This is a genomic window from Methylobacterium sp. 092160098-2 (assembly GCF_028920805.1).
Taxonomy (GTDB): domain Bacteria; phylum Pseudomonadota; class Alphaproteobacteria; order Rhizobiales; family Beijerinckiaceae; genus Methylobacterium; species Methylobacterium fujisawaense.
On the sequence record NZ_JAQPZJ010000001.1, the window covers coordinates 4698539 to 4723552 of the forward strand.

Annotated in this window: 23 protein-coding genes; 14 read left to right on the forward strand and 9 right to left on the reverse strand. The window is 71.3% G+C overall.

Going from position 1 to position 25014, the window contains the following annotated elements; genetic code table 11:
* Positions 1-3: 3 nt before the first annotated feature.
* From PQI07_RS22165 to PQI07_RS22205, 9 genes are all read right to left on the reverse strand, one after another.
* Positions 4-177: a YqaE/Pmp3 family membrane protein gene (locus PQI07_RS22165; protein ID WP_012318839.1), complete on the reverse strand. Its 174-nt coding sequence runs from the start codon at positions 175-177 to the stop codon at positions 4-6.
* Positions 178-308: 131 nt separating this feature from the next.
* Positions 309-1901: a c-type cytochrome gene (locus PQI07_RS22170; RefSeq protein WP_053608305.1), complete on the reverse strand. Its 1593-nt coding sequence runs from the start codon at positions 1899-1901 to the stop codon at positions 309-311.
* Between the two features lie 31 nt (positions 1902-1932).
* On the reverse strand, positions 1933-2286 hold the full coding sequence (locus PQI07_RS22175; protein WP_043353938.1) for a hypothetical protein: 354 nt from the start codon (positions 2284-2286) through the stop codon (positions 1933-1935).
* On the reverse strand, positions 2286-2780 hold the full coding sequence (locus tag PQI07_RS22180; protein ID WP_043757065.1) for a TspO/MBR family protein: 495 nt from the start codon (positions 2778-2780) through the stop codon (positions 2286-2288). Before PQI07_RS22180 ends, PQI07_RS22175 begins: the two co-directional genes overlap by 1 nt.
* Positions 2777-4003, reverse strand: a complete 1227-nt coding sequence (locus PQI07_RS22185; protein ID WP_043353930.1) for a geranylgeranyl diphosphate reductase — start codon at positions 4001-4003, stop codon at positions 2777-2779. Before PQI07_RS22185 ends, PQI07_RS22180 begins: the two co-directional genes overlap by 4 nt.
* A gap of 4 nt (positions 4004-4007) precedes the next feature.
* Positions 4008-5402, reverse strand: a complete 1395-nt coding sequence (locus PQI07_RS22190) for a BCD family MFS transporter (protein WP_274927397.1) — start codon at positions 5400-5402, stop codon at positions 4008-4010.
* Positions 5402-6286: a chlorophyll synthase ChlG gene (chlG, locus tag PQI07_RS22195; protein WP_043353924.1), complete on the reverse strand. Its 885-nt coding sequence runs from the start codon at positions 6284-6286 to the stop codon at positions 5402-5404. Before chlG ends, PQI07_RS22190 begins: the two co-directional genes overlap by 1 nt.
* Before the next feature lie 292 nt (positions 6287-6578).
* A complete protein-coding gene (gene ppsR, locus PQI07_RS22200) occupies positions 6579-8030 on the reverse strand; it encodes a transcriptional regulator PpsR (protein WP_274927398.1) in 1452 nt (483 codons plus the stop codon).
* A gap of 40 nt (positions 8031-8070) precedes the next feature.
* A complete protein-coding gene (locus PQI07_RS22205; RefSeq protein WP_182592234.1) occupies positions 8071-8961 on the reverse strand; it encodes a cobalamin B12-binding domain-containing protein in 891 nt (296 codons plus the stop codon).
* Positions 8962-9278: 317 nt separating this feature from the next.
* On the opposite strand from PQI07_RS22205, the gene bchF reads away from it, so the two are divergent.
* From bchF to hemA, 14 genes are all read left to right on the forward strand, one after another.
* A complete protein-coding gene (gene bchF, locus PQI07_RS22210) occupies positions 9279-9785 on the forward strand; it encodes a 2-vinyl bacteriochlorophyllide hydratase (protein WP_274927399.1) in 507 nt (168 codons plus the stop codon).
* On the forward strand, positions 9782-11056 hold the full coding sequence (locus PQI07_RS22215; RefSeq protein ID WP_179698819.1) for a ferredoxin:protochlorophyllide reductase (ATP-dependent) subunit N: 1275 nt from the start codon (positions 9782-9784) through the stop codon (positions 11054-11056). The genes bchF and PQI07_RS22215 overlap by 4 nt, the downstream gene beginning before the upstream one ends.
* 4 nt (positions 11057-11060) lie before the next feature.
* Positions 11061-12659 carry a ferredoxin:protochlorophyllide reductase (ATP-dependent) subunit B gene (gene bchB, locus PQI07_RS22220; protein ID WP_043383081.1) on the forward strand — a complete coding sequence of 533 codons (1599 nt, stop codon included), beginning with the start codon at positions 11061-11063 and terminating at the stop codon, positions 12657-12659.
* Complete coding sequence (locus PQI07_RS22225) at positions 12634-16338, forward strand: magnesium chelatase subunit H (protein WP_274927400.1); 3705 nt, start codon at positions 12634-12636, stop codon at positions 16336-16338. Before bchB ends, PQI07_RS22225 begins: the two co-directional genes overlap by 26 nt.
* The gene (gene bchL, locus PQI07_RS22230; RefSeq protein ID WP_043346558.1) at positions 16335-17228 is read left to right on the forward strand and encodes a ferredoxin:protochlorophyllide reductase (ATP-dependent) iron-sulfur ATP-binding protein; all 894 of its coding nucleotides are present in this window, start codon (positions 16335-16337) and stop codon (positions 17226-17228) included. Before PQI07_RS22225 ends, bchL begins: the two co-directional genes overlap by 4 nt.
* A 16-nt stretch (positions 17229-17244) precedes the next feature.
* Complete coding sequence (gene bchM / locus PQI07_RS22235; protein ID WP_274927401.1) at positions 17245-17997, forward strand: magnesium protoporphyrin IX methyltransferase; 753 nt, start codon at positions 17245-17247, stop codon at positions 17995-17997.
* Positions 17994-19424: a BCD family MFS transporter gene (locus PQI07_RS22240; protein ID WP_274927402.1), complete on the forward strand. Its 1431-nt coding sequence runs from the start codon at positions 17994-17996 to the stop codon at positions 19422-19424. The genes bchM and PQI07_RS22240 overlap by 4 nt, the downstream gene beginning before the upstream one ends.
* A gap of 18 nt (positions 19425-19442) precedes the next feature.
* Positions 19443-20222, forward strand: a complete 780-nt coding sequence (gene puhA / locus PQI07_RS22245; protein WP_043757045.1) for a photosynthetic reaction center subunit H — start codon at positions 19443-19445, stop codon at positions 20220-20222.
* Positions 20219-20869: a photosynthetic complex putative assembly protein PuhB gene (puhB, locus tag PQI07_RS22250; protein ID WP_043757042.1), complete on the forward strand. Its 651-nt coding sequence runs from the start codon at positions 20219-20221 to the stop codon at positions 20867-20869. Before puhA ends, puhB begins: the two co-directional genes overlap by 4 nt.
* 11 nt (positions 20870-20880) lie before the next feature.
* Positions 20881-21375 (forward strand): photosynthetic complex assembly protein PuhC, encoded by a 495-nt coding sequence (puhC, locus tag PQI07_RS22255; RefSeq protein WP_052083600.1) that lies wholly within the window; start codon positions 20881-20883, stop codon positions 21373-21375.
* Positions 21375-21671, forward strand: a complete 297-nt coding sequence (locus PQI07_RS22260; protein ID WP_020095258.1) for a hypothetical protein — start codon at positions 21375-21377, stop codon at positions 21669-21671. The genes puhC and PQI07_RS22260 overlap by 1 nt, the downstream gene beginning before the upstream one ends.
* The gene (acsF, locus tag PQI07_RS22265) at positions 21668-22756 is read left to right on the forward strand and encodes a magnesium-protoporphyrin IX monomethyl ester (oxidative) cyclase (RefSeq protein WP_043383098.1); all 1089 of its coding nucleotides are present in this window, start codon (positions 21668-21670) and stop codon (positions 22754-22756) included. Before PQI07_RS22260 ends, acsF begins: the two co-directional genes overlap by 4 nt.
* A gap of 1 nt (position 22757) precedes the next feature.
* Positions 22758-23552, forward strand: a complete 795-nt coding sequence (gene puhE / locus PQI07_RS22270) for a putative photosynthetic complex assembly protein PuhE (protein ID WP_043354267.1) — start codon at positions 22758-22760, stop codon at positions 23550-23552.
* 112 nt (positions 23553-23664) lie between these two features.
* Entirely contained in the window at positions 23665-24882 is a 1218-nt protein-coding gene (hemA, locus tag PQI07_RS22275) for a 5-aminolevulinate synthase (protein ID WP_043383104.1), read from the forward strand.
* Positions 24883-25014: the final 132 nt, after the last annotated feature.

The window sequence follows — 25014 nt, forward strand, 5'->3', positions numbered from 1 at the left end:
AGCTCAGACCAGCGGCCGGTCGCGGTTCATCAGCCACAGGGCGTGGACCGTGCCGGGCAGCCAGCCGAGGATCCACAGCAGGATGTTCAGCAGGAACTGCAGGCCGAAGCCCGTGGTGACGAGAACCGCGATCGGCGGAAAGAAGATCGCGAGCAGGATGCGGACGAGGCTGGACACGGACACTCCGGGACGAGGTTCCTGAGGGATCCTCGCTCAAACGACGGGCGCGCCTCTCCGTTCCCGGGATTGTTCGCGCCGCTCCGGTGCCCCGTATCGGAGCCCGGAGCGGCGGCCTGAGGCGTGGCGCCTCAGTTCTTCGCCGGCGGCGGCGTGGTCGCGGACGGCACGTTGGCCGCCTGCTTCTCCGGATGCTTCACCTGGCTGTAGGCGACGTTGGCGAAGGTGCCGATCACCGCGGGCCAGCTCGGGTTGCCGTATTGCGGGTCGTCGCGGCCGACCTTGCAGAACGCCGTGGTCAGGCCGTTGACGATGTCGTCGTCCGTGACCCCCGTGGGCTCCGCCTTCACCTGCTGCACCAGCCGGACGAGCGTCGGGACGAAGTCCTGCTGCTTCAACCCCTTCAGGCTCTCCTGGATGCCGATCTTGTCGAAGGCGGCCTTGAGCTTGTCCTGCTCGATCTCCGCGCAGGGGGCGGTGCCGGCCAGCATGGTCTTGGTGGCGGCGCGCGCCTCGGAGGCCTTGTCGCCGGTCACCACCGGCGCCTTGTTGCCCCAGGAGTTGCGGATGTAGTCGGTGACGTTCCTCACCTCGACGTCGGTCATCTGCTGGCCGATCGCCACCATCGGGGCGAGGCCGCTCTGGGCCGCGAGCCCGCCATAGATCACCCGCAGCACCGTCTCGGGCCCTTCGGACTGGACCGAGGTGTTGCCGGCGAGCGCCGGCACCGCGCCCTCGATGCCCTTGCCGTCGGGCTGGTGGCAGGAGGAGCAGTAGGTCAGGTAGGTGGAGGCGCCCGGCGCGTCGGCGGTGTCGAAGGCGGCGAGATCCTTCGGCTTGTAGGTCTGCTTGGCCGGGACCGTGCGCAGGTAGGCGACCATCGCCTTCAGATCCTCCTCCTTCACCTTGGAGAGGGATTCCATGATGGTCTGGCGCATCGGCCCGGCGGCGACGCCCGGCCGGTTGCCCGGGGCGGTGCCGGTCTTGAGATAGGTCACCACCTGCTCGTCGGTCCAGGCGCCGATGCCCTGATGCCCGTCGGGCGTGATGTTGGGGGCGTACCAGCCGTCGATCACGCCGCCGCCGAAGCGCCCGGCGAAGCTCGAATTGCCGACGAGCTTGTTCTCGTTGTGGCACATGGCGCAGTGGCCGAGCCCCTCCACGAGATAGCCGCCGCGGTTCACCTCGGCGCTGGCGTTCGGGTCGGGCTTGAAGCGCTCCTCGGTGAAGAAGGCGGTGCGCCACGTCACCAGCGCCGTGCGGACGCTGAACGGGAACGGGATCTGGCTCTCCTTCCGCTTCTCGTTCACGGCCGGGACCGACTGGAGATAGGCCCAGATCGCCTTGGTGTCCTCGTCGGTGACCTTGGTGAACCACGCGAACGGGAAGGCCGGGTACAGGTAGCCGACGTTCTTGCTGTAGCCGTGCCGGAACGCCTGGTCGAAGTCGGCGTAGCTCCAGTTGCCGAGGCCCGTCTCCTTGTCGGGGGTGAGGTTGGGGGTCATGATCACGCCGAAGGGCATGTTCAGGGCATAGTTGCCGGCGAGGTACTTGCCGCCCGGCGCCGTGTGGCAGGCCGCGCAATCGCCCATGGTCACGAGGTACTTGCCCCGCTCGATCTGGTCGGCCGACCCGTCCTGCGCCAGCGCCGGCGCGGCCAGGAACAGGCTCGCCAGGATCGGGGCCGACACGCGGCCGGAGGAGAGGGCTCTCGTGCGCTGCATGCCGCGTCTCCCATCCCGAACTTAGAGTAATTCAGATTCGTGTGCCGCGCGTGAACGCGGCCGTTCGCGGCGTTGTTCCGGCCGGCGCCGGGCTGCGGCGTTGTGCCGTGGCCGTCCGGAACCGCAGGCCGAGATCGGCGAGATGGGCGACGAGCCCGGCGAGCATCCAGGCGGCGACCGCGATCCAGCCGGCGCCCACCAGCGCCGCCCGCAGGGCCAGCATCAGGGCGGCCCCGGAGGCGAGGTTCGCCAGAAGGGACGGCAGCGGCGGGCCGCCCCGGCGGCGGACGAGCCACGCGAGGACGAGCGCCTCCCCGGCGACCAGCAGGAGGATCCCGTCGACGATCCGGCCCGAGGCGAACAGGGGGGCCAGCAGACCCTCCATCACGCCGGCTGCCCGAAGGGCGCGTTGAGGCGCACGATCCGCAGGTTCAGGCAGGCGGCGACGCTGACCCAGGCGAGGTAGGGCAGGTTCATCAGCCCGGCGCCGAGGCTGACCCGGCCGGTGACCAGCATCAGCACGGCGATGGACAGCCACAGGGCCGCCACCTCGGCCAGCGCCCAGTCGGGCCGCCGGAACCGGAAGAACAGCACGCTCCAGGCGATGTTGAGAACCCCGTTGACCGCGTAGGCGGCCAGGAGGACACCCCGCGCGGCGGGATCGGCGTCGCCGTTCCAGGCGAGCACACCGGCCGTGGTGGTGAGCGCGAAGATCACCGTCCAGACCGGGCCGAAGGCCCAGTCCGGCGGCTTCCAGGCCGGGACCCGCAGGCGCCGGTACCAGCCGTCCGTGGTGGTCGCGAGGCCGCCGGCCACGGCCACCAGCACGGCGGCGGCGGCGGCCACCGTCGGCGGCCCCAGGTCGACGGCGAGGCTCACGGGGAGACCCAGCGGAACAGGTGGGCGAGATCCTTGAAGAAGATCCGCGCGTGGGCGGCGGGCTTCGCCCGGACCAGCTCCTTGTTCATGTAGCTGTCCCAGGTGAGCTGCTGGACGTCCTTGTCCCGGCAGATCGAGACGAAGCGCTCGCGCAGCCCGTCGCTGCGGTACCAGACCCACTGCATCATCCCGAGGATCCAGAACACGCGCCCGTGCAGCTTCATGAAGGCCTTGCGCGCCCCGGCCAGGGCGCGCGCGTCCCCGGTCCGCAGGAAGGCGGCGGCGGCCTCGGCCGAGAGCCGGCCGCCGAGCATCGCGTAGTAGATGCCCTCGCCGGAGGCCGGCGCCACGACGCCCGCGGCGTCGCCCGCGAGCAGCACGTCCCGGCCGTTGTCCCAGCGCTTCAGGGGCTTCAGCGGCAGCGGCGCCCCCTCGCGGCGGACGGTCTCGGCGTGGTCGAGGCCGGTCGCCGCGCGCAGGGCCCGGATCGAGGAGCGGAGCGAGAAGCCCTTCCTGGCGCTGCCGGTGCCGATGCTGAGCGTATCCCCGTGGGGGAAGATCCAGCTGTAGAAATCCGGCGAGTGGCGGCCCTGGTAGTAGACGTCGCAGCGGGTCGCCTCGACGGCCTCGGCCCCGGGGGTGCCGGCCTCCGGCACCCGCAGGATCTCGTGATAGGCGAAGACCTGCCGCATCTTGGCGTGGCCCGGCACCTCCGCCCGGCCGACCGGCGAGCAGGCGCCGTCGGCGCCGATGACGAGGCGGGCCCGGACGGCGTGGCGGGCGAGATCCGCGCCGGTCCCGGTGGTGAAGTGGACGAGCGGCACCCCGTCGTCGGGCCGGGTGATCCGGTCGTAGGCGGCGTCGCGCAGGTCGGCGCCGGCCTCTTCCGCGCGGGCGCGCAGCCACGGGTCGAAATGCTCGCGGTCGACCATGCCGACGAAGCCCTCGCCCACTGGCATGTCGACGGCCTTGCCGCTCGGCGCCACCATCCGGGCGGACCGGATCTTGGCGACGAGGAGCGCATCGGGGATCGCGAAATCGCGGATCAGCCGCGGCGGGATCGCGCCGCCGCAGGGCTTGATCCGGCCGGGCTTGTCGAGGAGCAGAACCGCGTGGCCGGCCCGGGCCAGGTCGGTGGCCGCCGTGGCCCCGGCCGGCCCGCCGCCGACCACGACGACGTCGTAGGATTCGCGACCGGAGCCGCCTTCGTCCAACCGAGCCATGGCCTCACCTCGCGCTGAAGGCAGGATCGAGCGGCACCGAATCGGGTGCCGGAGCGGGTTCGAGCCGGGCCGCCAGGACGACCGCGACGAGGAAGAGCACGCCTTCCGCGGCGAAGACCGCCGCGTAGGCCTGGACCGGTTCGGCGGTGACGAGCCGGACGGCATCCACCGCCGCCGCCCCCAGGAATCCGCCGGCCCCGAAGGCGACGCCCTGCGCGGCGCCCCAGACGCCCATGCGGGTGCCGCGCTCCCGTGCGTCGCCGCGGCCGGCCAGCGCCATCATCGAGCCGATGGCGGCCACCGCGTAGGCACCGTTGGCGACGCCCAGGGCGAACACCGTCGCGCGCAGGGGGAAGTCCGAGCCCGCCGCCACGCCGCTCGCCAGGGCGAAGAGGGCGGCCGCCGAGCCGGCGCAGCCGATCCCGATCCAGAGCCGCAGGGAGGCGAGGGCGGTGCCGCGGGCGGCGAGGGTCACCCCCGCCACCAGCAGCATGCCGGCGAGCACCCCGCCGTGCTGCAACCCGGCGAGCTTGGTGGTGGCGCCGGGGCTCATCGCGAAGACGAGGCCGGCATAGGGCTCCAGGATCAGTTCCTGGGCGCTGTAGGCCAGCATCGAGACGAAGACGAAGATCGTGAAGGTCCGGGCCACGGGATCGGCCAGCACCTGGGCCAGCACGGTGAAGAACGGCCGGCGCGCCTCCGCGGGCTCCGGGGCGCGGACCGGCAGGCGGCGCTCGATGCCGGCGACCGCCAGCGCCGCCACGCAGAAGGCGACGAGCGAGACCGTGCCCGACACCGCCACGAGCCGCAGACCGGAGAACGGATCCAGGAAATGCCCGGCGAGCGGCGCCGTGACGGCGAAGCCGACGATCATCATCACCCAGACGATGGTGGCGGCCGCGCCCCGCCGGGCCGGGGCGACGCCCCCCGACAGCAGGACGAGGAGCGAGGTCCCGGCCGCGCCGACGCCCATTCCGACGCACAGGAAGGAGAGGGCCGCGAGGGCGAGGCCCAGGGCGAGGTTCTCGGCGGCGAGCGCGGTGCCGCAGGCGGCGCCGAACCCGCCGAGGCAGAGGGCCACCATGCCGCCGACGATCCAGGGGGTGCGCCGGCCGCTGCGGTCGGACCCGTAGCCCCAGCGCGGGCGCAGGACCTGCACGGCGTAGTGCAGGGCGACCAGCAGGCCCGGCACGATGGCGGGGAGCGCCAGTTCCACCACCATCACCCGGTTGAGGGTGGCGGTCATCAGCACGACGACGCTGCCCAGCGCCGTCTGGACGAGGCCGAGGCGGACGATCTGGGGCCAGCCGAGATACCCGTCGGGCGCGACCGCTCGCCCGCCCGCCTTCGCGGGGGACGGGCGGGCGCCCGGCCGTTCCGTACGCGAGCCGCCCGCCATCACGCCCCTCCCACCAGCGGGCGCAGCGCGAAGGCCGAGACCAGCATGCCCAGGACGTAGAGGGTGGTGCCGGTGCCGTTGTACCAGATCGCCCGCTCCCGGGGGTTCTCGAGGAACCGGACCATCAGGGCGGCCTGGCCGGCGAGCAGCGCCGCGACGAGGCCGGCATGCCAGTACCGCTCCCAGCCGACGAGGAGCGCGATCACCGCCACCTGCGGCAGGGCCATCACGAGGCAGGCGAAGCGCGCGGCGCGCTGCGAGCCCATCTGCACGGGCAGGGACAGCAGACCCATGCGCCGGTCACCTTCCACCGACTTGAAATCGTTGAGCGTCATGATGCCGTGGGCGCCGGCTGCGTAGAGCAGCGCCACCAGGAGCACCCGCCGGTCCGGCAGGGCCGCGGCCATGACGGCGGCGCCGGTGAACCAGGGCAGCCCCTCGTAGCAGAGCGCCACCGCGGCGTTGCCCCACCAGCCGTTCCGCTTCAGCCGGACCGGCGGCGCCGAGTAGATCCAGGCCAGCACCAGCCCGAACAGGGCGGCCCCGAGGATCCAGGGCCCCAGGGCGGCGGCCACCACCAGCGACAGCAGCGTCCAGCCCAAAGCGAGGTAGAGCCCCCAGCGGCCCGGGATCCGCCCGGAGGGAATCGGCCGGTTCGGCTCGTTGATCGCGTCGACGTGACGGTCGAACCAGTCGTTGGCGGCCTGGCTGGTGGCGCAGACCAGCGGCCCGGCGAGCAGCACCCCGGCGGCGATCACCGGCCATTGGCCGCTGGCCGGCTGCCCGGAGGAGATCACCCCGCAGGCGAACGCCCACATCGGCGCGAACCATGTCAGCGGCTTGAGCAGCTCGATGACTGCGCTCGGGGCGGGCGTAGCGGCCATGGCGGGAGGCTACCGGGCCCCGCCGAAGTGTCAAGGCAGATTTACACCACGCGGCGGAATGTGCGCGGCGTTTGTCCAGCGAATACAACCCCCACGTCAGGAATACATTATCCGGCACACCGGAAAGTCGCGGGGCGCAGCGCCTCGGCGGCGGCCGGTTTTACCGGTGCGGCGGCGGTCCTGCGCGCGCGATCCGGCGGTCGTGCGCGCGGAACGCGGCCATCCTCGCGCGTCGGGCGCGGTCAGGCGCGCGGCAGTCCGCCGAGGGCCGAAAGGGAGTCCGGCGCCCGCCTCAGGCGTCGTCGGCCGGGCCGTCCAGATCGCCGACGCCGTAGCGGCGCATCTTGGCGTAGAGGCCCTGCCGGCTGAGGCCCAGCATCTCGGCCGCCGAGGCCCGGTTGTCCCGGGTGATCCGCAGCGCCGCCTCGATGCAGAGCTTCTCGATGAGGTCCGTGGTCTCGCGCACCAGGGTCTTCATCGAGACCCGGCCCACCAGCTCGGTCATCTGCTCCACCGAGCGGGGCAGCCCCCGCCCGATCGCCGAGGCGGAGCGCCCCTCGGCGATCCGCCGCGGGCCGGACCGGATGGCGAAGCCGAGGCAGGGGCGGGGGCCGGCCACCGACACGGCGGCGACCTCCACATCCTCCAGGCCGCCATAGGCGCCCCGGATGACGGTGGCGAAGCGGCGCACGGCGCCGTGGTCGACCAGGGTCGCGAACAGGGCCTGCGCCTCCATCTCGTCGCGGCCGAGCCAGTGGTCGAGGGTCCGCCCGCGGGCCTGCCCCTCGGTGGCGAGCTGGGCCAGCTCCAGGAAGGCGGCATTCGCCATGAGGACGCGCCGCGACGGGTCGGTGACGACGAATCCTTCCGGCATCGCCGCCAGAACGGCGGCGGTGGGCGCCTCCTGATCGGGCCCGGACGCCGTCGCCGCCGGGTCGGCGGCCAGCTGCAGCAGGGCGCTGGCGCCGCCCTCGCCCCGGAACAGCGAGGCCGACACCGTGACCTCGCCCCGCTCGTGCGGCAGGGACGCCCGGATCGCCCCGGCCTGCCCGGTCGCCCGCAGGGCGGCGAACTGCGCCTCCAGGGCCCGGGTGCTGGAGGCGTCGAACAGGTCGACGGCGTCCTGGCCGGTGATGCGCCGTGCGGGCCGCCCGAGCAGGCGCGCCGCGGCGGGATTGACCTCGGCCACCCGGCGCGTCCCGGCATCGACCACCAGCACCGGCTCGCCGGAGATCTGAAACAGCAGCCGGTAGCGGGTCTCGGCGGCGCGCAGGCGGTCGTAGTCCCGCTCCAGGGCCTGCTGCGTCTCCATCAGCCGGCGCTGAAGGGCCGCCACCGCCCGCATGTCGCGCCCGAGCACGAGGATCGGACCGTCCCCCGCCGGCCGGATCGAGGCGTAGCGGATCGGCAGGTCGATCCCGTCGGGGCAGGGATGGTTCACCTGGCGCCATCGGGTGATGCCCTCGGCCCGGGCATCCCGCAGAAGGGCGTTGACCTTCGGGCGGCTCTCCACCGTGACCGTGTCGATCCAGCGCCGGCCCAGCCAGCCCGCCACCGTCTCGGCCTTGAGATCGGCGCCGACCGTCGCGTCCCGAATCACCCCGTCGGCATCGATCACCAGCGACAGGTCCGTCGATGCCGCGACGATGCGGCCGACCGCCTCGCCTTCGAGGAGGCCGGCCACCTGCTGCAGGGCCGCGGGCGGCGACTGCGAGGTGTGGCGAGGCTGGGGCGTCACGGTCACCGCAATGTGATTGCAATGTGATATTCGGATACCAACCCTTTCAGCAGGCCAATGCCTGTCTGTCCAGCAAAGCTTCCGCCGCGGCGGGCGCCAGGCAGGCGTCCGACACGCAGGCATCCGCCCCGACGATCCCCGCCTCGCCGCCGTAGCGCGCGAAATAGGGGCCGCCGACCAGAACGCGGATCTCCCGGTTGCGGGAGTCGCGGCGCACCTCCGCCACGGCCTTCGTCAGGGCCGGCAGCAGCACGTCGCAGGAGAGCGACAGGCCGACCACATCGAACCAGTCGGTGCGGAGCAGCGTCAGGGGATCGACCTCGGGACCGGGCACCGCCGTGGTCACGTCCCAGCCGGCCTCCCGGAAGAAGCTCGCGACGATCGACAGGCCGAAGACATGCGTCTCGCCGGGACAGGGCAGCAGCAGCACGCTGCGCCCGTTGGCCGGGATCGATTCGTCCTCCAGCTCGGCGCAGAGGCGTCGGCTCACCGCATGGAGCCGCCCGAGCGCCTCCGTCACCGCCAGGAAGTCGCAGGCATCCTCCTCCCACAGCGCGCCGAGGTGGCGGGCCGCCGGGGCGAGCAGATCGAGGAGCAGGCGGGCCAGGGGCAGGCCGCCGTCGCGCAGGACCTCCACCCGGGCGTCGAGATCGACCGGACCGGCCTCCAGGAGCAGGGCGCTGAACTCGGCGATCTCCCGGGGACTCGGCGCGCGATTGGCCGGCCGGCCGCGGCCGGCGGGCCGGTGCGCGAGCATCAGCCGGGGCAGGATCTCCGCCTCGACCACGCGGGCGAGCATGTCCGGAACGGGCCGGCGCAGATCGGACCAACCGACGGGGCTATCGCGGAACACGGAACGACCATCGCTCACAGGGTTACAGCCGGCCGCGGGCTGGCCGTGATCCAGGCGATCGCCGAAATGCCTCCAGTCTCCCATCGGCATCCCTCCCTGAGTCGGCCCTGGCCCGGGAGGACCAGCGGCACCGCTCGTGTCCTGGGTGCGGCGTTGCTCGCCTGTCTATTCTTCGCGTTCGTCAGTCCCGGATCTGACAAGTGAAACTGCGGCAGTCTCCAGCCGTCGAGCCCGACGATACGCTTCCTGGCGATCTTGGCAATGATCTTATTCGAAGAAAAAATATCTCTCACCTGTCATGTTCCGAAACCGTCAAGCGCACTTGACACTTCTGGGACCCTCGCCCTAGCCTCTGTCAACGACGGAGCCTTTGGCGCCGCCGAGCACCAGGGAGCGGATGCATGGGTCCCGAGGACCGGCCGGCACGACCGCTCTACACGCCTGCCGAACGGCGACGGCGCGACTCTTCGCCCTGGACCCTGGTTCAGGGCGTGCTGGCGCCTCTGCAATTCGCGATCTTCCTGATCAGTCTCGTCCTGGTGCTGCGCACCCTCGCCACCGGTGCAGGTCAGTTCGCCGCTGAGATCTCGGTCGTCGTGAAGACCCTGGCGCTCTATGCGATCATGGTCACCGGCTCGATCTGGGAAAAGGCGGTGTTCGGGCGGTGGCTCTTCGCACCGGCGTTCTTCTGGGAAGACGTGGTCAGCATGCTCGTGCTGGCCCTCCACACAGCCTATTTCGCGGCTCTCATCACGGGCGCACTCAGCGGGCAGGCGCTGCTGCTGCTCGCGCTGGCGGCCTACGCGACCTACGTGGTCAATGCCGGCCAGTTCCTCATGAAGCTCCGCGCCGCTCGTCTCGAGGGCACCGGCAGCCGCGCACCGCGCCTCGCGGAGGCGCTGTCATGAACGCTCCCCTGATCCACCAGCCTCCCTGCGGCGGCATCGACCTGCACCAAGAGCAGGGGCAGAGGGCGGTGTTCTGCGGCCTCACCGGCATCGTCTGGCTCCACCGGAAGATCCAGGACGCCTTCTTCCTCGTGGTCGGCTCACGGACCTGCGCGCATCTGATTCAGTCCGCCGCCGGGGTGATGATCTTCGCCGAGCCGCGCTTCGCGACCGCGATCATCGACGAGCGCGACCTCGCCGGGATCGCCGACGCGAACGAGGAACTCGACCGGGTCGTGACCCGGCTGATCGAGCGGCGGCCGGATATCAAGCTCCTGTTCCTGGTGGGCTCCTGCCCGTCGGAGGTGATCAAGCTCGACCTGTCCCGGGCGGCGCAACGGCTGTCGGGGCGCCTCGCCCCCGTGCGGGTCCTGAACTACTCCGGCTCCGGCATCGAGACGACGTTCACGCAGGGCGAGGATGCCTGCCTCGCCGCCCTGGTGCCGGACCTGCCCCGCGAGGTCGAGACGGCCACGCCGTCGCTCCTGGTCGTCGGGGCGCTGGCCGACGTGGTGGAGGACCAGTTTCTTCGGATTTTTGCCGCGATGGGGATCGGCGACGTCCGGTTCCTGCCCGCCCGCCGGGCCGACACGATGCCCGCGGTCGGGCGCAACACGCGCTACCTCCTGGCCCAACCGTTCCTGGCCGACACGGCCCGCGCCCTCGAAGAGCGCGGCGCCCGCCGGCTCCCGGCGCCGTTCCCACTCGGTGCCGAGGGCACGACCGGATGGCTGCGGGCGGCGGCCGAGGCGTTCGGCGTCGCCGAGGCCGTCTTCGACCGGGCGACGGCCCCGGGCCGCACCCGTGCCGAGACCGCCCTCGCGCCCCATCGCGAAAAGCTCGCGGGCAAGCGCGTGTTCTTCTTCCCTGATTCGCAGCTTGAAGTGCCGCTCGCCCGCTTCCTCGCCCGGGAACTCGGCGCGGATCTCGTGGAGGTCGGGACGCCTTACCTGCACCGGGCGCATCTCGCCGCCGAGATCGAGCTGCTGCCCCAGGGTACGCGGGTGACCGAGGGCCAGAGCCTCGACGACCAGATGGACCGCTGCCGAGCGGCGCGCCCGGACCTCACGGTCTGCGGCCTCGGCCTCGCCAACCCGCTGGAGGCGGAGGGTCTGTCGACCAAGTGGTCGATCGAGCTGCTGTTCACGCCGGTACAGGGCTACGAGCAGGCCGGCGACCTCGCCGAGCTGTTCGTGCGCCCGCTCCGGCGCCGCGCCCTGCTGGAGGTGTAGCGCCATGCAGCTCACCCTCTGGACCTACGAGGGTCCCCCGCATATCGGCGCCATGCGCGTCGCAACGGCGATGTCCGGCCTGCACTACGTGCTTCACGCGCCGCAGGGCGACACCTACGCGGACCTGCTGTTCACGATGATCGAGCGGCGGGACGCCCGCCCGCCCGTCACCTACACCACCTTCCGCGCGCAGGATCTCGGCCGCGACACCGCCGAGCTGTTCAAGGAGGCGGTCGCCGCCGCGCACGCACGCTTCCAACCCCAGGCGATGATCGTCGGCGCCTCCTGCACCGCCGAGCTGATCCAGGACGATCCGGGTGGCCTCGCCAAGGCCCTCAACCTGCCGATCCCGGTGATCCCGCTGGAGCTGCCCGCCTACCAGAAGAAGGAGAACTGGGGCGCCTCAGAGACCTTCTATCGCCTCGTCCGGGCGCTCGCCGGTCCGCCGGCCCCGCGTCCGGCGCGCGAGCCCGGTCGGCGGCCGCTCTGCAACATCCTCGGGCCGACGGCTTTGGGCTTCCGCCACCGGGACGATCTGATCGAGATCCGACGTCTGCTCGACTCCCTCGGGATCGCCGTCAACATTGTCGCGCCGCTGGGAGCCTCTCCGGCCGACCTCGGCCGCCTCGGGGACGCCGATTTCAACGTCGTGCTCTACCCCGAAACCGCTCGGTCGGCCGCGGAGTACCTGAAGAAGAGCTTCGGGCAGCCATTCACGCAGACACTGCCGATCGGCGTCGGCGGCACCCGCCGGTTCGTCGCCGAGGTGGCGGAGATCGCGGGAATCGATCCGGCACCCGTGCTCGACGGCCCGGGCTCGCGCCTGCCCTGGTACTCGCGGTCGGTCGATTCGACCTACCTGACGGCCAAGCGCGTCTTCGTGTTCGGGGACGCGACGCATGCCATTGGCATCGCCCGGGTCGCGGCGCGCGAACTCGGCTTCACGGTGGTCGGTCTCGGGACCTACAGCCGCGAATTCGCCCGCGAGGTCCGCGCCGAAGCGGCCGAGCACGGGATCGAGGCGCTGATCACCGACGACTACCTCGACGTCGAGGCGGCGATCCGCGCGGCGGCACCGGAACTGGTGCTCGGCACCCAGATGGAGCGCCACGTCGCCAAGCGGCTCGGCATCCCCTGCGCGGTGATCTCGGCGCCGGTCCACGTCCAGGACTTCCCGGCCCGCTACGCGCCGCAGATGGGGTTCGAGGGCGCCAACGTCCTGTTCGACACCCTGGTCCATCCGCTGATGATGGGCCTCGAAGAGCACCTCCTCGGCATGTTCCGGGAGGATCCCGAATTCCACGACGGCGTCGGCCCCTCGCATCTCGGCGGCAAGTCCTTCGGGACTCCGGCGGACGGGGCGCTCGAGGCCGGAGAACGGGCGCCGGCCGACACCCCTCCGACGTCGGCGCCCGTTCCGATCCTGCTGGACAGGCCGGTCGCGACCGCGTGGTCGCCGGAAGCCGAGAAGGAACTGAGAAAGATCCCGTTCTTCGTGCGCGGCAAGGCCCGCAGCAACACCGAGACCTTCGCCCGGGAGCGGCACCTGCCGCTCATCACGATCGAGACCCTCTACGATGCCAAAGCGCATTACGGCCGCTAGGCCGCCGATCCGCGTCGTCATCGTCACGCTCGACAATCATTTGGCGAGCGCGGTGGAACGGGCGCGCCTGCGCCTCCGGTCCGAGATGCCGGGGCTGGTGCTGGGCTTCCACGCGGCAGCCGAGTGGGAGACCGATCCTGCGACGCTGGAGGCCTGCCGGGCCGACATCGCGCAGGCCGACATCGTGCTCTCGGCCATGCTGTTCATGGACGAACATGTCCGGGCGATCCTGCCGGCGCTCGCGGCCCGGCGCGAGGCCTGCGACGCGATGATTGGCTGCATGTCGGCGGGCGACGTGGTGAAGACGACGCGGCTCGGCCGCTTCGACATGAGCGGCACCAAGCGCAGCGCCCTCGACTTCCTGAAGAAGCTGCGCGGCAAGCCCGGCCAGCAGGGCAATGCCGGCCGGCAGATGGCCCTGGTGCGCAAGTTGCCGAAGATCCTGCGCTTCATCCCGGGCTCGGCCCAGGACGTGCGCGCCTACTTCCTCACCCTGCAATACTGGCTGGCGGGCTCCGACGAGAACGTCGCAGCCCTGGTGCGTTTCCTCGTGCACCGCTACGCGGCGGGCGAGCGGGCGGCCTGGCGCGACGGGCCGGCGGCACCAGCGCCCCTCGACTACCCCGAGACCGGCCTCTACCACCCGCGCCTGCCCGGCCGAATCGGCGCGGACCCGTCCCGGCTGCCGCGCCGGGCGGACGCGACGGGCCGCGTCGGCCTCCTGGTGATGCGCAGCTACGTGCTCGCCGGCAACACCGCCCACTACGACGGCGTCATCGCGGCCCTGGAGGCCAAGGGCCTCGACGTGGTGCCGGCCTTCGCCAGCGGTCTCGACAACCGCCCGGCCGTGGATTCGTTCTTCATGCGGGACGGGCGCGCCTGCATCGACGCCCTCGTGTCCCTCACCGGCTTCTCCCTGGTCGGCGGCCCCGCTTACAACGATGCCGCTTCCGCCGAGGCGATGCTGGCCCGGCTCGACGTGCCCTACCTCGCCGCCCAGGCGCTGGAGTTCCAGACGCTGGAGCAGTGGGAGGCGGGTGAGCGCGGCCTGTCGCCGGTCGAGGCGACCATGATGGTCGCGATCCCCGAACTCGACGGCGCCACCGCCCCGATGGTTTTCGGGGGCCGCTCCGCCGCGTCGGGCAGCGACAATTCCCGCGACATGCGGGTCCATCCCGAGCGGGCCGCGCGTCTCGCCGAGCGGGTCGAACGGCTGGTGTCCCTGCGCCGGACCGAGAAAGCCGAGCGCCGACTCGCCGTGGTGCTGTTCAATTTTCCGCCGAATGCCGGCGCCACCGGCACGGCGGCGTTCCTGTCCGTCTACGCCTCGCTCCTCAACACCCTGAAGGGCCTGGCGGCCGACGGCTACACCGTCGACGTCCCGGAGAGCGTCGATGCCCTGCGTGCAGCGATCCTTGAGGGCAACGCCAAGCGCTACGGCACCCAGGCCAATGTCCACGCCCGCATTCCGGCCGAGGATCACCTGCGGCGCGAGACTTACCTCGCCGAGATCGAGACCCAGTGGGGCCCGGCGCCGGGCCGCCATCAGACCAACGGCGCCGAGATCTTCGTGCTCGGCGCGCAGTTCGGCAACGTCTTCGTCGGAGTCCAGCCTGCTTTCGGCTACGAGGGCGACCCGATGCGGCTGCTGTTCGAGCGCGGCTTCGCGCCGACCCACGCCTTCTCGGCCTTCTACCGCTACCTGCGGGAGGATTTCTCCGCCGACGCCGTGCTGCATTTCGGCACCCACGGGGCGCTCGAATTCATGCCCGGCAAGCAGACCGGCCTGTCCGAGGCCTGCTGGCCGGAGCGGCTGATCAGGGCGCTGCCGAACGTCTACCTCTACGCCGCCAACAACCCGTCGGAGGGGACGCTCGCGAAGCGCCGCTCGGCCGCGACGCTGGTGAGCTACCTGACCCCGAGCCTCGCGGCGGCCGGGCTCTACCGCGGGCTGATCGACCTGAAGAGTTCGATGGAGCGCTGGCGCGGCCTCGACCTCGAAGCCGGGACGGAGCGGGAGAGTCTCGCCCGGATGATCCAGGACCAGGGCGCGGCCCTCGATCTCGTGGCCGCCGAGCCGGCCTGGACCGGCGATCTCGGCGCCCGGGTCGGCGCCCTCTGGTCCGCCGTGCAGGAGTTGGAGCAGACCCTGATCCCGCACGGGCTGCACGTGGTCGGGGCGGGGACGCCGGAGGACGAGCGGGTCGACCTGCTCCTGGCGCTCGCCGAGTCGGCGCACGGCGTGAGTCCGGAGCGGGCCGGGATCGAGGCCCTGGTGGCCGGGCACGGCGTCGAGGCGGCGCTGACGGCCTCCGGCCTGTCCGCCGACGAGACCAGCCGCGCCGCCTTCGCGAGTCTGGCCGAGACCGACCGGCTGCTCGCCCGGGACCACGAGGTGCCGGCGCTGCTGCGGGCCCTCGACGGCCGCTTCGTTCCGCCGGTGGCGGGCGGCGACCTGCTGCGCAACCCTGCGATCCTGCCAACGGGCCGCAACCTCCACGGCTTCGACCCCTACCGCCTACCTTCCGCCTTCGCGGTCGCGGACGGTGCCCGGCAGGTGGCCCGCATCCTCGAACGCTTCGCGGCCGACGGAAAGCCCTGCCCGGAGAGCGTTGCCCTGGTCCTGTGGGGCACCGACAACCTCAAGAGCGAGGGCGGCCCGATCGCCCAGGCGCTGGCGCTGATCGGCGCCGCGCCCCGCTTCGACGGCTACGGCCGCTTGAGCGGCGCCGAGCTGATCCCGCTGGAGACCCTTGGCCGCCCGCGCATCGACGCGGTGGTCACCCTCTCGGGCATCTTCCGCGATCTCCTGCCGCTCCAGACGAAGCTCCTGGCGGAGGCTTCGTACCTCGCCGCCACCGCGGACGAGCCGCTGGAGCAAAACTTCGTCCGCAAGCACGCCCTGGCGATCCAGGCCGAGCAGGGCTGCGACCTGGAGACGGCGGCCCTGCGGGTCTTCTCGAACGCCGAGGGGGCCTACGGCGCGAACGTCAACCACCTTGTCGATTCGGGGAGCTGGGACGACGACGCCGAGCTGTGCGAGACCTTCTCGCGCCGCAAGAGCTTCGCCTATGGCCGCACCGGCCGCCCGGCGCCGCAACGCGCCCTGATGCAGGCGGTGCTGGCCTCCGTCGACATGGCCTACCAGAACCTCGACTCTGTCGAGGTCGGCGTCACCTCCGTCGACCACTACTTTGACGGCCTCGGCGGCATGGGCCGGGCGGTGGCCCGCGCCAAGGGCGAGGCGGTGCCGATCTACATCAGCGACCAGACCCGCGGGGAGGGGCGCGTGCGCTCCCTCGAGGAGCAGGTGGCGCTGGAGACGCGCACCCGCATGCTCAACCCGAAATGGTACGAGGGCCTGCTCGGCCACGGCTACGAAGGCGTCCGCCAGATCGAGACCCACCTGACCAACACGGTAGGCTGGTCGGCCACCGCCAACGCGGTCCAGCCCTGGATCTACGAGCGGATCACCGAGACCTACGTCCTCGACCCCGCCATGCGCGAGCGCATGGCGGCCCTCAACCCCACCGCCTCCGCCAAGGTCGCCCAACGGCTGATCGAGGCCCACCGCCGCGGTTTCTGGACTCCCAACGCAGAGATGCGCGACGCCCTCGACCGGGCCGAGGAGGAGCTGGAGGATCGTCTCGAAGGCGTCACCACAGGAGTCGCCGCATGAACATCGCCATCCGCAATCCGGTCGTCGCCCGGAAGGAAGAAGGCAGCGTCCAGGTCGCCCTGGACCCGGACCTGAAGATCGAGACCGCCAAGGTGTTCGCGGTCTACGGCAAGGGCGGCATCGGCAAGTCGACCACCTCGTCGAACCTGTCGGTGGCCTTCTCCAAGCTCGGCAAGCGCGTGCTCCAGATCGGCTGCGACCCGAAGCACGACTCGACCTTCACCCTGACCAAGCGCCTCGCCCCCACGGTGATCGACGCCCTGGAGGCAGTGAACTTCCATTCGGAGGAGCTGCGCGTCGAGGACTTCGTGGTCGAGGGCTATAACGGCGTCATGTGCGTCGAGGCCGGCGGCCCGCCCGCCGGCACCGGCTGCGGCGGCTACGTGGTCGGCCAGACGGTGAAGCTCCTCAAGGAGCACCATCTCCTGGAAGACACCGACGTCGTGGTGTTCGACGTGCTGGGCGACGTGGTCTGCGGCGGCTTCGCCTCGCCGCTCCAGCACGCCGACCAGGCGCTGATCGTCACCGCCAACGATTTCGACTCGATCTTCGCCATGAACCGGATCGTGGCGGCGATCCACGCCAAGTCGAAGAACTACCCCGTGCGCCTGGGTGGCGTCATCGCCAACCGCTCGGCCAAGACCGACGAGATCGACCGGTTCAACGACGCGGTCGGCCTGAAGCGGCTGGCTCATTTCCCCGACCTCGACGTGGTCCGCCGCTCGCGGCTCAAGAAGTCGACCCTGTTCGAGATGGACTCGTCCCCGGAGCTCGACGCCGTGACCGCGGAGTACATGCGGCTCGCCGAGACGCTGTGGTCGGGCGCCCCGCCCTGCGAGGCGGTCCCGATGAAGGATCGCGACCTGTTCGAGTTCCTCGGTTTCGATTGAGTTTGGGGTCCGACCGATGGCCAGCGCCAGCTACGACGCCCGCCGGGGCGAGTTGACCACCTACTTCGACCGCACCGCGGTCGAGGCGTGGTCGCGTCTGACCTCGGACGCGCCGGTGAGCCGCATCCGCGCCACGGTGCGGGCAGGCCGCGACGCCATGCGGGCGACGCTCCTCTCCTGGCTGCCCGCCGACATGACCGGCCTGCGCCTGCTCGATGCCGGCTGCGGCACCGGGGCGCTCAGCGTCGAGGCGGCGCACCGCGGGGCGGAGGTGGTGGCGATCGACGTCTCGCCGACGCTGATCGGGCTGGCGCAGGAGCGGCTGCCGGCGATCGCCGGGGCGGGCCGCATCGACTTCCGCGTCGGCGACATGCTCGATCCGGGTCTCGGCCGCTTCGACCACGTGGTGGCGATGGATTCGCTGATTCACTACCGGGCCGCCGACATCGCCCGGGCGCTGGCGGCGCTGGGTGCGCGCACCGACGGCTCGGTGCTGTTCACCGTGGCGCCGCGCACGGCCCTGCTGACTGTGATGCACGCGGCGGGCAAGTTCTTTCCCCGCAGCGACCGTTCGCCCGCGATCGTGCCGGTGACCGAGGGCGGCCTGCGCCGTCGGATGACCTCTGAAACAGCGCTCGACGCCTTCACCTGGGCGCGGAGCCACCGGATCAACAGCGGATTCTACCTGTCGAACGCGGTGGCGCTGACGCGCGCGCGCGCGTCCGCCTCTGCGGGATCGGGGGCGGCGTCGCCCGGGGTGCGGACATGAACGCCGCATCCCAGAAACTCACCCGCGCCCTGATGCGCCTCGGCCCGGCGATCCTCCCCTTCGCGGATGCCGCAACCGTCGAGCTGCCCCTCGGGCGCCTGCTTCGGCTCGCCCTGTTCCAGGTCACCGTCGGCATGGCGGCGGTGCTGCTGATCGGCACCCTGAACCGGGTGATGATCGTCGAACTGGGGGTGCCGGCCTGGATCGTCGCGGTGATGCTGGCGCTGCCGCTGATCTTTGCGCCCCTGCGGGCGCTGGTCGGCTTCCGCTCGGACACGCATCGCTCGCTGCTGGGCTGGCGGCGGGTGCCCTACATCTGGTTCGGCACGCTGCTTCAGTTCGGCGGCCTCGCGATCATGCCGTTCGCCCTGTTGATCCTGTCGGGCGACACCACCGGGCCGCTCTGGGTCGGCAACCTTGCGGCGGCTCTGGCCTTCCTGCTGGTCGGTGCCGGTCTACACACGACCCAGACCGTCGGGCTGGCGCTCGCCACCGACCTCGCCCCCGCGCATGCAAGGCCGAAGGTGGTGGCGCTGCTCTGCGCGGCCCTGCTGTTCGGCATGATGGCGAGCGCCCTGCTGTTCGGCCTGTTCCTCGCCCATTTCTCGCCGGTGCGCCTGATCCAGGTGATCCAGGGCGCCGCCCTGGTCACCATCATCCTCAACGGGTTCGCCCTCTGGAAGCAGGAGCCGCGCGATCCCAACCGGACGCAGACGGCGCCGCAGCGCGACTTCCGGTCGTCCTGGCGGGCCTATGCGGGTGAGGGCACCGCCCGCCGTCGCCTCGTGGCGATCGGCCTCGGCACGGCGGGCTTCTCCATGCAGGACATCCTGCTGGAGCCCTATGGCGGCCAGATCCTGCACCTTTCCGTGGGCGCGACCACGGCCCTCACGGCGCTGCTCGCCGCGGGCGGCGGGCTGGGCCTGCTGGTTGCGGCGCGCTGGCTCGGCCGCGGGGGCGATCCGTTCCGGGTGTCGGCGGTCGGCGTCGGCATCGGCATCCTCGCCTTCTCGGCGGTGGTCTTCGCCGCGCCGCTGGCCTCGGCCGACCTGTTCGCCGCCGGCGTCAGCCTGATCGGGCTCGGCGGCGGCCTCTTCGCCCACGGCACGCTCACCGCCTCGATGAACCGCGCCGGCCCCGAGGATACGGGGCTGGCGCTCGGCGCCTGGGGCGCCGTGCAGGCGACCGCCGCGGGCCTGTCGATCGCGGCGAGCGGCCTCGTGCGCGACGTGGGCGGCGCCATCGCCCAGTCGGGGGTGCTCGGCGAGGGCATGAACGAGCCCGCGATCGGCTACCTCATCGTCTACCACATCGAGATCGCCCTGCTGTTCGCGGCGCTCCTCGCGCTGGGGCCGCTGGTGCGTGAGGACGCACGGACAGAGGATCGAGACCGCATCGCCAACGGCCTTACCGGCCGGACGGCCTGACATTCGGGGAGGACAGCCATGCCAACCGGCGCACTTACGGGTTATGTCGACGTCGCCCAGGTCGTGCTCTACGCGTTCTTCATCTTCTTCGCCGGGCTGGTCTTCTGGCTGCGCCGCGAGGACCGGCGGGAGGGCTACCCGCTGGAGAACGAGGCCGTCGGCCGCCGCAAGGCGGACGATCCGATCCTGATCCCCCGGTCCAAGGCCTTCCATCTCCCCGGCGGCGAGACCACCTACGCACCGCAGGCGGTGCACGGCCGGGACGACATCGAGACCGGCATCCCGGCCCGCAAGGTCGAGCCCTGGCCCGGCGCTCCCTACGAGCGCACCGACACGTCGCTCCAGGCCGGCGTCGGCCCCGGCTCCTGGGTGCTGCGACACGACGTCCACGACCGGACCTGGGACGAGGAGATCCGCATCGTTCCCCTGCGGGTGGCGAAGAACTTCGTCATCCACGAAAGCGGCCCGAACCCGATCGGCATGACGGTGTTCGGCACCGACAACGCCGTGGCGGGCGTGATCAGCGACGTCTGGGTCGACCGCGGCGAGTCGCTGATCCGCTACTATGAGGTGGAACTCCCGGCGGGCGGCCGCCGGCTGATGCCGACCACCTTCTGCCGGGCCGGCGGCTTCACCAAGACGGTGACGACCGAGGCGCTGCTCGCCAGCCAGTTCGCCGACATCCCGACCACCCGCGATCCCGACAGCGTGACCTTCCTGGAGGAGGAGCGGATCGTCTCGTATTTCGGCGCCGGCACGCTCTACGCGACGCCGGCCCGGGCGGAGCCCCTGATATGAGCGGCGACTTCCTCCCCGAGGGCACCCCGCGGGGCCTGCCCGGTCCTCTGCCGGCGGGCGAGCGTATCCTGTGGCAGAGCAGGCCGACCACCTTGGGCCTGTTGGTCCGGGTGTTCCACGCCCGTCTGGTGATTGCGTGGTTTGCGGTCTGCGCCCTGGCCTTCGGCCTGGCAGCCGGTTCGCCCGCCTCGGCCCTGAAGGTGGTGGGACCGACCCTGGTGATCGGCGCGGGCGCCGTCGCGCTGCTCTGGCTGCTCGCATGGCTCACCCATCGGACGACGCTCTACACGGTGACCAACCGTCGTGTCGTGCTGCAGGCCGGCATCGCCCTGCCGGTGACCCACAACCTGCCCTTCGCGCAGATCGAGACTGCGGCCCTGCGCGCCTTCACGGATGGCAGCGGCGATCTCCCTCTGCAGTTGCGGCCGGGCATCCGCATCGCCTACCTTCACATCTGGCCGCATGTCCGGCCCTGGCGTCTCGCCCGGACCGAGCCCATGATGCGCTCCGTACCGGAGGCCGACGCCGCGGCGGCGCTGCTGGCACGGGCCCTCGCGGCCCATGCCGACGGCACCGCGCCGCCGGTTCGGGTGGCGCAGCTCGAGCGCGCGGACGAAAATTCCGGTCGCCTCGTCGCGGCCGAATAGGGAGGGGCACGATGGGCGAGCGGGCGGAGGGCGCCGGCCGGGCGATGGGGCCGGCGGGACCGGCACCGGCGCTGCTGATGGTCGGTGCGGGCGCACTCATGGGCTTCACCATGCTGGCGGTCCTGATCGGCCGGAGCGAGCAGGTCGGCCTCGTCGCACTGCCGCCCGCCAAAGCGGTGGCGCGGCTCGAATTCCGCGCCGAGGATCAGGTCGACGGCTCGATCGCCCTGCGGGACATCGCCGACCGGCATATCGTCGCCTGGATCCGCCCCGGCGAGGACGGCTTCCTGCGCGGGACCCTGCGGGGCCTCGCCCAGGCCCGCCAACGGGAAGGCCTGGGGCCCGAGCAACCGTTCAGCCTGACCCGCTACGAGGACGGCCGGCTCGCGCTCGCCGACGAGGCCACCGGCCGCCGGGTGCCGCTCGAGGCCTTCGGGCCGACCAATGCCGGCGCCTTCGCCCGGCTGATGCCCGCGCCGGGCGTACCCGCCACGGAGACGCGGTGATGGGCCTGTTCGGCAGCCGCACCGTCACCGTACCCTGCACGGTGGAGATCGAGCAGACCCCCGAGAGCCTGCACGCCCACGTGACCCTCGATGCCGGCTTCGAGATCGAACCCGGCGACGAGGTCCAGGTCCACGACGCGCCGACCTCGGTGCCCTACGGCGAGCGGCTGACCGTGCGCCGCACCGCCACGGTCACCCGGGCCGGGGCGCTGGAGCGGGCCTGGACCAAACTCATCGCCCATCTCGAGCTGACCGAACTCTACGAGGTCAGCTTTTCCGAGAGGAGGAAGCTGTGAACGCATCTGTCCCGCCGCCCTCCGGCCAGCCTGTCCCCAAGGTCCCGGTCAACGAATCGACGCGGGCCGCCCAGGAGACGACGTTCCTCAGCCCGCGCTTCTACACGACGGATTTCGACGAGCTCGATCGCACCGATGTCGAGCCCGTGCGCCGCGACTGGGATCTGCTCATTGCCGAGCTGCGCGCCGACCCGAACAAGCGCCACTTCACCCGCAACGAGGAGTTCGACTGCGACCTGTCGCAGATGGAGCCCGAATTGCGGAAGGAGTTTTTGGACTTTTTGGTTTCCTCCATCACGGCGGAGTTTTCCGGCTGCGTCCTCTACGCCGAGATGAGGAAGCGGGCGAAGAACAAAGATATCAAGGAATTGTTCGGCTTCATGAGCCGGGACGAGGCGCGTCACGCCGGGTTCATCAACGATACGCTCAAGGATTTCGGCATCGGCGTGGATTTGGGGTTTCTTACCAAATCCAAGAAGTACACGTTCTTTCGACCGAAATTCATCTTCTACGCCACCTACCTCTCGGAGAAGATCGGCTACGCCCGCTACATCACGATCTTCCGCGAGCTGGAGCGGCACCCGGAGCGGCGCATCCATCCGATCTTCAAGTGGTTCGAACTCTGGTGCAACGACGAGTTCCGCCACGGGGAGGCCTTCGCGCTCCTGATGCGCGCGAACCCGAAGCTGACGAGCGGCGTGAACCGCTACTGGATCCGGTTCTTCCTGCTTGCGGTCTTCGCCACGATGTACGTGCGCGACCATCACCGGCCGGCCTTCCACAAGGCGCTCGGGGTCGATCCCACCGACTACGACTTCAAGGTCTTCCGGATCACCTCGGAGATCTCCCGGCAGACCTTCCCGCTGGAACTCGACCTCGACAACCCGAAGTTCAAGGCGGGGCTCGACCGGCTGCTTGCCTGCTCGCGGGCGATCGCCGACGCCAAGGCGCGGGGCGGCGTCGTCGGCACGGTGCAGCACGGCGTGCAGGTGCTGCGGGCGGCCACGACCTTCGCCCGGCTCTATCTCCTCCCCGTCAAGGCCAACGCCCTGCCGGCCGACATCCGCCTCCAGCCGGTCTGGTAGCATGGGGACCTACGCCGCCCCGGTGGTCTACGCGGTCCTGCTCTGGTGGTTCTCCACCGGGCTGATCCTGCTGCTCGACCACGCCCCGCGGCGGACGCATGCGTGGAGCATGGCCGGGGCGACGCTGCTGCTCGCGGGCGCCCTGTTGGCGATCCGGTCCAGCGCCGCGGACACGAGTGCCACGGGGGCCTACACGGCCTTCACGGCGGCGCTCGTCGTCTGGGGCTGGCAGGAGATGAGCTACTACATGGGCTTCCTGTCCGGCCCCAAGCCGGCCGCCTGCGCGCCGGGGGTGCGGGGGTTCGACCGGTTCCTCGCGGCGCTCGCCACCAGCCTGTGGCACGAATTCGCCATCGTGATCGGGGGTCTGGCGATCCTGGCCCTGGTCTGGGGCAGCCCCAACCGCTTCGCCCTGTGGACCTACGGTACCCTGGTGGTGATGAACCTCTCGGCGCGGCTCAACCTGTTCCTGGGGGTGCGCAACCTCCACGCCGAGTTCCTCCCGGACCATCTCGGCTACCTCGCCTGCTACCTGTCCCGGAAGCCGATGAACCTGCTGTTCCCGGTCTCCGTGAGCCTCGGGACCATCGCGGCGGCGCTGCTCGGACGCGCGGCCCTGGGGCCGGACCTGCTGGAGCACGAGCTGATCGGCCTCACGGTCCTGGCGACGCTCACGGCGCTCGCCACCCTGGAGCACTGGTTCCTGATGCTGCCGCTGCCCTCGGCGGAGCTGTGGCGCTGGAGCCTGCCGGCCCGGGCGCCCGGGGAAGCGGCCGGACCGCCGGATCACGTGTAGGCCGAGGGATCACGAACGGGCGACGCACGTCCACCAATCTGGAACTGATCTTGTGCGAAGTCCGGTGTCACAGGCGGGATCAACCCGCAGGATTTGTTCGGGGAGAGGCGACATGGACTACGAGACCTTCTTCGGGGCTGAGATCGCCGGGCTCCACCGGGAGGGGCGCTACCGGGTCTTCACCGACCTCGAACGCCACGCGGGCAACTTCCCGCACGCCACGCACCACCATGCCGGCGGCACGCGTCCCGTGACGGTGTGGTGCTCCAACGACTATCTCGGCATGGGCCAGCACCCGGCCGTGACCGGCGCGATGCACGAGGCGATCGACCGCTGCGGCGCCGGCGCCGGCGGCACCCGCAACATCTCGGGCACCAACCACTACCACGTGCTGCTGGAGCGCGAGCTCGCCGACCTCCACGGCAAGGAGGCGGCCCTGCTGTTCACCTCCGGCTACGTGTCGAACTGGGCGGCGCTCGGGACCCTGGCCTCACGCCTGCCGAACTGCGCGGTCTTCTCCGATTCCGAGAACCACGCCTCGATGATCGAGGGCATCCGGTTCTCCCGCGCCGAGCGCCACATTTTTCGTCATAACGACCCGGAGGACCTGAACCGCAAGCTCGCCCTGGTCGATCCGGCCCGGCCGAAGCTCGTGGCGTTCGAATCCGTGTACTCGATGGACGGCGACATCGCCCCCATTGGAGAGATCTGCGACGTGGCCGAGGCCCACGGGGCACTCACCTACCTGGACGAGGTCCACGCGGTCGGCCTCTACGGCGCCCGCGGCGGCGGCATCTCGGAGCGGGACGGCGTCGCCCACCGGCTCGACGTGATCGAGGGGACGCTGGGCAAGGCGTTCGCCGTGCACGGCGGCTACATCACGGCCTCGGAGAAGCTCTGCGACTTCGTGCGCAGCTTCGCGTCGGGCTTCATCTTCACCACCTCCCTGCCACCCGCGGTGGCGGCGGGCGCGGCGGCGAGCATCCGCCACCTGAAGACGAGCGGCGAAGAGCGCGCCCGGCATCAGGAGCGCGTGGCGAAGGTCCGTCAGGCGCTGGAGGCCGCCGACATCCCGACCATGCCCAACGACAGCCACATCGTGCCGGTGATGGTCTGCGACCCGGTGCTGTGCAAGGGGATCTCCGACACCCTGCTCGACGAGTTCGGCATCTACGTGCAGCCGATCAACTACCCGACGGTGGCCCGCGGCACCGAACGCCTGCGGATCACCCCGTCGCCGCTGCACACGGATGCCGACATCGCCCGTCTCGTCGAGGCCCTGACCACGATCTGGGGGCGGATCGGGCTTCGGCAGAAGGCGGCGGAGTAAGGCGCTCTTCCCTCCCCCTTGCGGAGAGGGGTAGGGGTGGGGGTGGTGCAGACGGCACCGCCTCGACCCATCCTGCACCCCCCATCTCCGGCTCCTCCCCACGCGGGGAGGAGAGGAGCCAGAGCCAGAACC